Source organism: Micromonospora sp. NPDC049580 (assembly GCF_040675595.1).
Lineage (GTDB): Bacteria > Actinomycetota > Actinomycetes > Mycobacteriales > Micromonosporaceae > Micromonospora.
In genome coordinates this window covers 1-7072 of sequence record NZ_JBFAPG010000332.1, presented here as the reverse complement: position 1 = coordinate 7072, position 7072 = coordinate 1, and the positions used below count along the sequence as shown (strand labels likewise).

Sequence of the window (7072 nt, the reverse complement as noted above, 5' to 3'; positions counted from 1 at the left end):
CTTGTCATCGACAAGATTGCGCCGAGGAGGATTTCGATGGCACCCCTGATCGCGCTCGTGGTCGGCACCGCCCTGGCCCGACTGGCCGGCCTGGCCGGCGTCGCCGCACTCGACGGCTGGCATCCCGCGCTGCGGGTCGGGCTGGCCCTGCTGTTCCTGGTGACCGGCCTCGCGCACTTCGTCGGCCAGCGCCGCGCCGGCCTGATCGCGATGGTCCCGCCCGGCCTTCCCCGGCCGGATCTGCTGGTCACCGTCACCGGCGCACTGGAGCTGGTCGGCGCCGCCGGGCTGCTGATCCCGGCGACCGCCCGGCTGGCCGCAGCCGGGCTCGGCCTGCTCATGCTCGCGATGTTCCCGGCCAACGTCTCGGCCGCGGGCCGGAGGCTGACCCTCGCCGGACGCCCGGTCACCCCGCTCGGGCAGCGCACCGTCCTGCAACTCGTGTTCGTCGCCACCGCTGCGGCTATTTCGTTTGGCCCCTGACTATCAGGTAGCTAATCTACTCCCGTGGAACTCGTCACCCTTCAAGATGTGCCGCTCGGTCGGCTGCTGGTGGTGGCCGGGCACCTCGTCGGGCAACGGTGGAACCGCTACCTCGCCGAGGAGCACGGCCTCACCCAGGCCGGCATGATCACCCTGATGACGCTCGCCCGCCACGGCGAGCTGCCCCACCGCCAGGTGGCCGAGAAGGGGTTCGTCCGCCCGGCCACCCTGACCGGCATCGTCGACACCCTCGAACGCGACGGCCTGGTCGAGCGGCAGCGCGACGACAGCGACCGGCGCAGCATCCGACTCGCCCTCACCCCCGCCGGCCGGGAGCGGGTCGCGGCCCTCGGCGCTCTCATGCACTCCGGACGCCCGCTCACCTCGGTCGACGCCGATCCGGCGAAGGCCCAGGTGATCCGGGAGTTCCTACTCGAAGTCATCGGCGGCGGCCACGACCCGCGGACCGGACGACCCACCGACGTGGAGGAACCGTCATGCTGATCCGACTGCTGCGCGGTCAACTGCGCCCGTACCAGAGACCGCTGCTGGCGGTGGTGCTGCTCCAGTTCGTGGGCACCATGGCCTCGCTCTACCTGCCCAGCCTCAACGCCGACATCATCGACAAGGGCGTGGCCCGGGGCGACACCGACTACATCGTGCACACCGGCGGCTGGATGCTGCTGGTCAGCCTGGTCCAGATCGTCTGCTCGATCGCCGCCGTCTACCTCGGCGCCCGGACCGCGATGGGCTTCGGCCGGGACGTCCGCGCCCGGCTGTTCGCGCACGTCAACCTCTTCTCCGCCCGTGAGGTGGCCCGGTTCGGCGCACCGTCGCTGATCACCCGCAACACCAACGACGTGCAACAGGTGCAGATGCTCGTGCTGATGAGCTGCACCATGCTGGTCGCCGCGCCGATCATGAGCGTCGGCGGCGTCTTCATGGCGCTGCGCGAGGACATCGGGCTCTCCTGGCTGATGCTGGTCAGCGTGCCGGTGCTGGCCGTCGCGCTGAGCGCGATCATCCGGCGGATGGTGCCAGGCTTCCGGCTGATGCAGACCCGGATCGACACGGTCAACCGGGTGCTACGTGAGCAGATCACCGGCATCCGGGTGGTCCGCGCCTTCGTCCGCGAGCCGTACGAGACGGACCGCTTCGGTGTCGCCAATGCCGACCTGACCGCCACCGCCCTGCGTACCGGACGGCTGATGGCGTTGATCTTCCCGGTGGTCATGCTGGTGCTGAACGTGTCCAGCGTGGCGGTGCTCTGGTTCGGCGCGCAGCGGGTCGACTCGGGCGCGATCGAGATCGGCGCGCTCACCGCGTTCCTGCAGTACCTGATGCAGATCCTGATGGCCGTGATGATGGCCACGTTCATGCTGATGATGGTGCCCCGGGCCGCGGTCTGTGCCGAGCGGATCGTGGAGGTGCTGGACACCGACTCCTCGGTGGTCCCCGCCGCCGCGCCGGTCACCGAGCTGCCCACCCGGGCCGAGCTGGAGCTGCGCGGGGTGCGCTTCCAGTACCCGGGCGCGGTCGAGCCGGTGCTGCGCGACATCTCCTTCACGGCCACCGCGGGCACCACCACCGCGATCATCGGCAGCACCGGCGCGGGCAAGACGACACTGCTGTCGCTCGTACCCCGCCTGGTCGACGTCACCGGCGGCGCGGTGCTGGTCGACGGGGTGGACGTCCGCGAATTGGAACCGGACGAGCTGTGGCGACGCATCGGCCTGGTGCCGCAGCGGCCGTACCTGTTCACCGGCACGGTCGCCAGCAACCTGCGCTACGGCAACCCGGACGCCACCGACGAGGAACTGTGGGCGGCGCTGGAGATCGCGCAGGCCCGCGACTTCGTGGCCCAGATGCCCGGCGGCCTGGACGCGCCGATCGCCCAGGGCGGCAGCACCGTCTCCGGTGGGCAGCGGCAACGCCTGGCCATCGCCCGGGCCCTGGTCCGGCAGCCGGAGATCTACCTCTTCGACGACTCGTTCTCCGCGCTCGACCTCGGCACCGACGCGCGGCTGCGGGCGGCACTGCGCCCGGTCACCGCGCAGTCGGCAGTGGTGATCGTGGCCCAGCGGGTGTCCACGATCGTCGACGCCGACCAGATCATCGTGCTCGAGAACGGAGGGGTCGTCGGAGTGGGACGACATGCGGAGTTGGTGCAGACCTGCCCGACGTACGCCGAGATCGTGGCTTCCCAGCAGACGGCGGAGGTGGCGGCATGAGCGAGCCCGACGAGTCGCGGACCGCGACCGTACCCATTCAGAAGCCGGGCGGTGACACGCAGCAACCCGGCGGCGGCGCGGCGACGCCGAAGCGGCTGCCGGCCGGCCGGCCGGCCGGCGGCCGGGGCGCGCACCAGCGTCTCGCGGCGGGCCCCGAGTTCGCGGGTCTGCTCGCCGTGGAGGACGCGCTGCTGCGGACGGACCGGGTCGACGCGCTGCGCGGGATCAGCGCGGCGGACTGGCGGGCGGCGGCGGACGCGGCCCTCGGCGCTCTGCACGAGCTGGTGACGACCACCGCCCGCGGGAGCGTCGAACGGGCCACGCCGGGCGCCGCGGTGATCGTCGGGCGGACCGGCGCGGTGGTGGGGCTCGGGCTGATCGCCGTGCTGGCGGTGCTGCTCGGCTGGGCCGCCACCGTGCGCCGCCTGACCGACGAGCGGTCCCGCTCGGGCACCGACCCGAGCCGGCCCGAGCCGGTCCCGGTCCCACCCGCCGACGACCAGCCGCCCGCCGGCCAGACCGGCAGCGGGCAGGCCGGCAGCCGGCCGGTCGAGGACCGTCGCGCCGGGGAGCTGTTCCTGCGGGTCACCCGGCGCAACCAGGTTCTGCTCCGCGATCAGCTCGACCTGCTGGACGCGATGCAGCGGCGGGAGCACAGCGCCGAGGAGGCCGACGAGCTGTTCCAGCTCGACCACCTCACCACCCGGATCCGCCGCAACGTGGAGAAGGTGATCACCCTCGCCGGCGCGACCCCGGCCCGCCGCTGGCGGCGCCCGGTCCCCCTGCTCGACGTCACGCGCGGCGCGGTCGCCGAGGTGCCGGAGTACCACCGCGTCCTGGTCGCGCCGCACTGGCCGTGGTCGCTCGCCGGGCCGGCCGTCACGGACGTCGTACACCTGCTGGCCGAGCTGATCGAGAACGCCCTGGCCTACTCGGCCCCGGACACCACCGTCCGGGTCGCTGGTGAGCACCGGCCGCACGGCTGCGCGGTCGTGGTGGTCGACGACGGTCCCGGCCTCGACGCGACAGCGCTGAGCGAGGCCAACCACCTGCTCACCAACCCGCCGACCCACCCGCCCACCGACGCCACGGGGTTGCACACCGTCGCCCTGCTGGCCGCCCGCTGCGGTGCCCGGGTCACGTTGCGGCCCAGCCGGCGCGGCGGGACGGCCGCGATCGTGCACCTGCCGGCGCAACTGGTCACGGTGACCGGCGCACCTGCCGTGGCGGTCCCCGGCCCCGCGCGCCGGTCGGGTCACAGCGGGCCCCACGCGCCCGACGCGGGCCGGGCGGGCGGTGCCGGCGAGTTGCCGATGCGGGTCCGCCAGTCCCGGGCCGCCGGGCCCGAATCCGGGTCGACCGGGCCCGAACCCGGCAGCACCGGCCCCGACACCGTCGAGCTGCCGGTCACGAGAGCAACGAGGAGACATCGATGACGCATGCAGTGGTCACCGCGGACAGCCTGACCGACGCGCTGGACCGTCTGGTCGACCGGGTACGCGGGGCGGAGTTCGCCGTCGTGCTCTCCCCGGACGGGCTCCCGCTCGGCGCTTCCCGACGGGTGGAGCCGAAGCTGGCCGAACAGATCTCCGGCGTGGTCGCCGGTCTGCTGGCGTTGGGGCTGGCCGCCACCCGGACCTGCGACGCGGGCGGGCTGCGCCAGATCGTCGTGCAGATGTCGCGGGCGTTCCTGTTCGTCGCCACCATTCCGAACGGGACGATCCTCACCGTCCGGATCGCCGGCGACGAGACCGAGGTGGGTGACATGGCGTACGAGGTCGCGCTCTTCGTGGGGCAGGCCGAACGGCACCTGCCGATCACCCTGGGCCCGGCCTCCGCGGCGAGAAGCGGGGACTCTGGTGCACAGCGCCGGCTCCGCTGACGAGGCGTGGTACGACGACGACGCCGGCCCGGTGGCCCGTCCGTACACGATGACCGGTGGGCGCACCGCACCCGAGCGGGGCCGCTTCGACCTCATCTCGCTGGTCGTCGCGCGGCGGCCGGCCACACCGCCCACGGCACTCTTCCCCGAACAGGCGCGGATCGTCGAGCTGTGTCACCATCCAGTGTCGGTGGCCGAGGTCAGCGCCGAGCTGGATCTGCCCCTGGGCACCGTCCGGGTCCTCCTCGGTGACCTGCTCGGAGCGGGTCTGGTCGAGACGCACGAACCACCGACGCTGTCGGAGCTGCCGTCCCAGGAGCTGCTCGAGTCGATACTTGTCGGGTTGCGCGCCCTGTGACGGCCGGGTGCCACCGCGACCCAGCGGTCGCGGGTTGGCGTCCGGGAATGAAGTGAAGGGGAGAGGCAGTGCCGGCAACACCGCCGCAGCCACGGCGTACTGTGGCGATCATTCTGCTGGACCGGATCGTGGCCGCCGCCGCAGCCGTACGGCGGGTGGTCACCGGCCGGGGCGATGTGTCACGGGCCACCTGGATCGCCGTGCTCGCGGCGCTCGGTGTGGTGGTGGCGACGGTGATCTCCATCATCGGTGTGGTGCGCACGCCGGAGCAGTTGGCGCCGGTGACCCTCGATCCGCCCCCGTCGGTGGACCAGTTGGGCACCCCCGGGGCCGGTACACCCCGGGGGCAGGCGAAGCCGGCGGCCAGCAGCCCGCCCACGTCCGCGCCGCCGTCGGTCAACGCGGCCCCGCCGCCCGTCGAGCCGCCGACCAGCGCGCCGGCCGCGCCCCCCTCGTCGGCGTCGCCGACCCCGGCCGCTCTCGGCGCCGACTTCGCCATCGAGGACCAGGCCCTGCTCAGCTACGGCGCCGCCGTGACCGTCAGCAATCCGAGGCCGGCTCCGGTGACGCAGTGGACGCTGGCCATCACGCTGCCCCGGGAGTCGCTGCGCGTCAGCGCGGTCCAGGGCGCGCGGGCCACGCAGGACGGCGCGGTGTGGACGTTCGTGCCGGACGGAAGCGTCGGGCAGGTGCCGGGCAGCGCCTCGGTCCGTGTGACGTTCCGGGTCAACGGCGCGGCGGTCGGCGCGACGCCCACGGCGTGCACGATCGACGGTGTCGCCTGCGGCGGGCTGCCGGACTGACGGCGGCCGGGCCCCCGGTGGCGCGCGTCGCTCATGCTGAAGGGGTGATTCGCTTCGTCCTGAACGTCCTGTGGCTCGTCTTCGGTGGTGGCCTCGTGCTGGCGATCGGCTACGGCTTCGCCGCGCTGGTCTGCTTCGTCCTGGTCATCACCATCCCGTTCGGCGTCGCCTCGTTGCGCCTCGCTGTCTACTCGTTGTGGCCCTTTGGTCGCACCCTGGTGCCCAAGCCGGGCGCGGGCGTCGGCTCCGGGCTGGCGAATGTGCTGTGGGTGGTGCTGGCGGGCTGGTGGCTCGCCCTGTCCCACATCCTCGCGGGCATCGCGCTCTGCGTCACCATCATCGGAATCCCCTTCGGCGTCGCCAACTTCAAGCTCGTCCCCGCGGCGTTCTGGCCGCTGGGCCGGGAGGTCGTGGACGCGCCGTGACCCGGTCCGGGCCGGCACCGTCGATCGTGGACAATCCGGAGTGCTACCCACCCCGACGAACCCCTCGATAGGAGCCTGGCATGGCCGGCCCGGACGCCGAACTCACCACGACGCTTCAGCCCGACGTGCCGCACGCGGCGCGGATCTGGAACTACTGGATGGGCGGGAAGGACAACTTCCAGTCCGACCGGGCGGCCGGTGACGCGGTCGCCGAGGTCTACCCGGAGATCGTCGTGATGGCGCAGCAGTCCCGCCGGTTCCTGGTGCGGGCCGTACGGCATCTGGCCGCCGAGGCGGGCATCCGGCAGTTCCTGGACATCGGCACGGGCCTGCCCACCATGCAGAACACCCACGCGGTCGCCCAGGACGTCACGCCCGACTCGCGGATCGTCTACGTCGACAACGACCCGATGGTCCTCGTGCACGCCCGCGCGTTGCTGGCCAGCACGACCCCGCAGGGCGTCACCACGTACGTTCCGGCCGACTACCACGACCCGGAGAGGATCCTCGCCGAGGCGGCGCGGACGCTGGACTTCGACCAGCCGATCGCGGTCATGTTCATGGGTGTGCTGGGGTACGAGCCGGACCTGGACGTGGTGCGTTCGATCGTCGGGCGGACGATGGACGCGACCGCCTCCGGCAGCCACCTGGTGCTCTGGGACGGCACCAACACCAGCCCGGCGGTGGTCTCCGGCGCGCAGCGGTTGGCCGATAACGGTGGTGTGCCGTACATCCTGCGCAGCCCGGAGGATCTCGCCAGTTGTTTCTCCGGGCTGACGATGGTGGAGCCCGGCCTCGTGCCGATCCCGCTGTGGCGCCCGGACGACGCCGACGCCGAGGGGATCGACGCCTACGGCGCCGTGGCCCGCAAACCCTGACGGGCGCGGGCC

The 7072-nt window shown here is 72.8% G+C and carries 9 protein-coding genes; all 9 read left to right on the top strand.

The window, feature by feature from the left end:
* Positions 1–36 precede the first annotated feature (36 nt).
* The 9 genes from AB0J68_RS23015 to AB0J68_RS22975 all read left to right on the top strand — a co-directional run bounded on the left by AB0J68_RS23015 (position 37) and on the right by AB0J68_RS22975 (position 7060).
* A complete protein-coding gene (locus AB0J68_RS23015) occupies positions 37–483 on the top strand; it encodes a DoxX family membrane protein (protein WP_354854013.1) in 447 nt (148 codons plus the stop codon).
* A gap of 24 nt (positions 484–507) precedes the next feature.
* Positions 508–987: a MarR family transcriptional regulator gene (locus AB0J68_RS23010; protein WP_355062903.1), complete on the top strand. Its 480-nt coding sequence runs from the start codon at positions 508–510 to the stop codon at positions 985–987.
* Positions 981–2714: an ABC transporter ATP-binding protein gene (locus AB0J68_RS23005; protein WP_354854009.1), complete on the top strand. Its 1734-nt coding sequence runs from the start codon at positions 981–983 to the stop codon at positions 2712–2714. Before AB0J68_RS23010 ends, AB0J68_RS23005 begins: the two co-directional genes overlap by 7 nt.
* Positions 2711–4150: a sensor histidine kinase gene (locus AB0J68_RS23000; protein ID WP_363940439.1), complete on the top strand. Its 1440-nt coding sequence runs from the start codon at positions 2711–2713 to the stop codon at positions 4148–4150. Before AB0J68_RS23005 ends, AB0J68_RS23000 begins: the two co-directional genes overlap by 4 nt.
* Entirely contained in the window at positions 4147–4596 is a 450-nt protein-coding gene (locus AB0J68_RS22995) for a roadblock/LC7 domain-containing protein (protein WP_363940438.1), read from the top strand. The genes AB0J68_RS23000 and AB0J68_RS22995 overlap by 4 nt, the downstream gene beginning before the upstream one ends.
* A complete protein-coding gene (locus AB0J68_RS22990; protein WP_355136652.1) occupies positions 4574–4954 on the top strand; it encodes a DUF742 domain-containing protein in 381 nt (126 codons plus the stop codon). Before AB0J68_RS22995 ends, AB0J68_RS22990 begins: the two co-directional genes overlap by 23 nt.
* Positions 4955–5055: 101 nt before the next feature.
* Positions 5056–5757, top strand: a complete 702-nt coding sequence (locus AB0J68_RS22985) for a cellulose binding domain-containing protein (RefSeq protein ID WP_355069225.1) — start codon at positions 5056–5058, stop codon at positions 5755–5757.
* 44 nt (positions 5758–5801) lie between these two features.
* On the top strand, positions 5802–6182 hold the full coding sequence (locus AB0J68_RS22980) for a YccF domain-containing protein (protein ID WP_354863332.1): 381 nt from the start codon (positions 5802–5804) through the stop codon (positions 6180–6182).
* A gap of 80 nt (positions 6183–6262) precedes the next feature.
* A complete protein-coding gene (locus AB0J68_RS22975) occupies positions 6263–7060 on the top strand; it encodes an SAM-dependent methyltransferase (protein WP_363940437.1) in 798 nt (265 codons plus the stop codon).
* The last annotated feature ends 12 nt before the right edge of the window (positions 7061–7072 follow it).

Bases quoted from the DNA above. Each gene is read 5' to 3' on its own strand.
- AB0J68_RS23015 (WP_354854013.1), top strand. From the start codon at position 37: ATGGCACCCCTGATCGCGCTCGTGGTCGGCACCGCCCTGGCCCGACTG.
- AB0J68_RS22975 (WP_363940437.1), top strand. From the start codon at position 6,263: ATGGCCGGCCCGGACGCCGAACTCACCACGACGCTTCAGCCCGACGTG.
- AB0J68_RS23000 (WP_363940439.1), top strand. From the start codon at position 2,711: ATGAGCGAGCCCGACGAGTCGCGGACCGCGACCGTACCCATTCAGAAG.
- AB0J68_RS22995 (WP_363940438.1), top strand. From the start codon at position 4,147: ATGACGCATGCAGTGGTCACCGCGGACAGCCTGACCGACGCGCTGGAC.
- AB0J68_RS23005 (WP_354854009.1), top strand. From the start codon at position 981: ATGCTGATCCGACTGCTGCGCGGTCAACTGCGCCCGTACCAGAGACCG.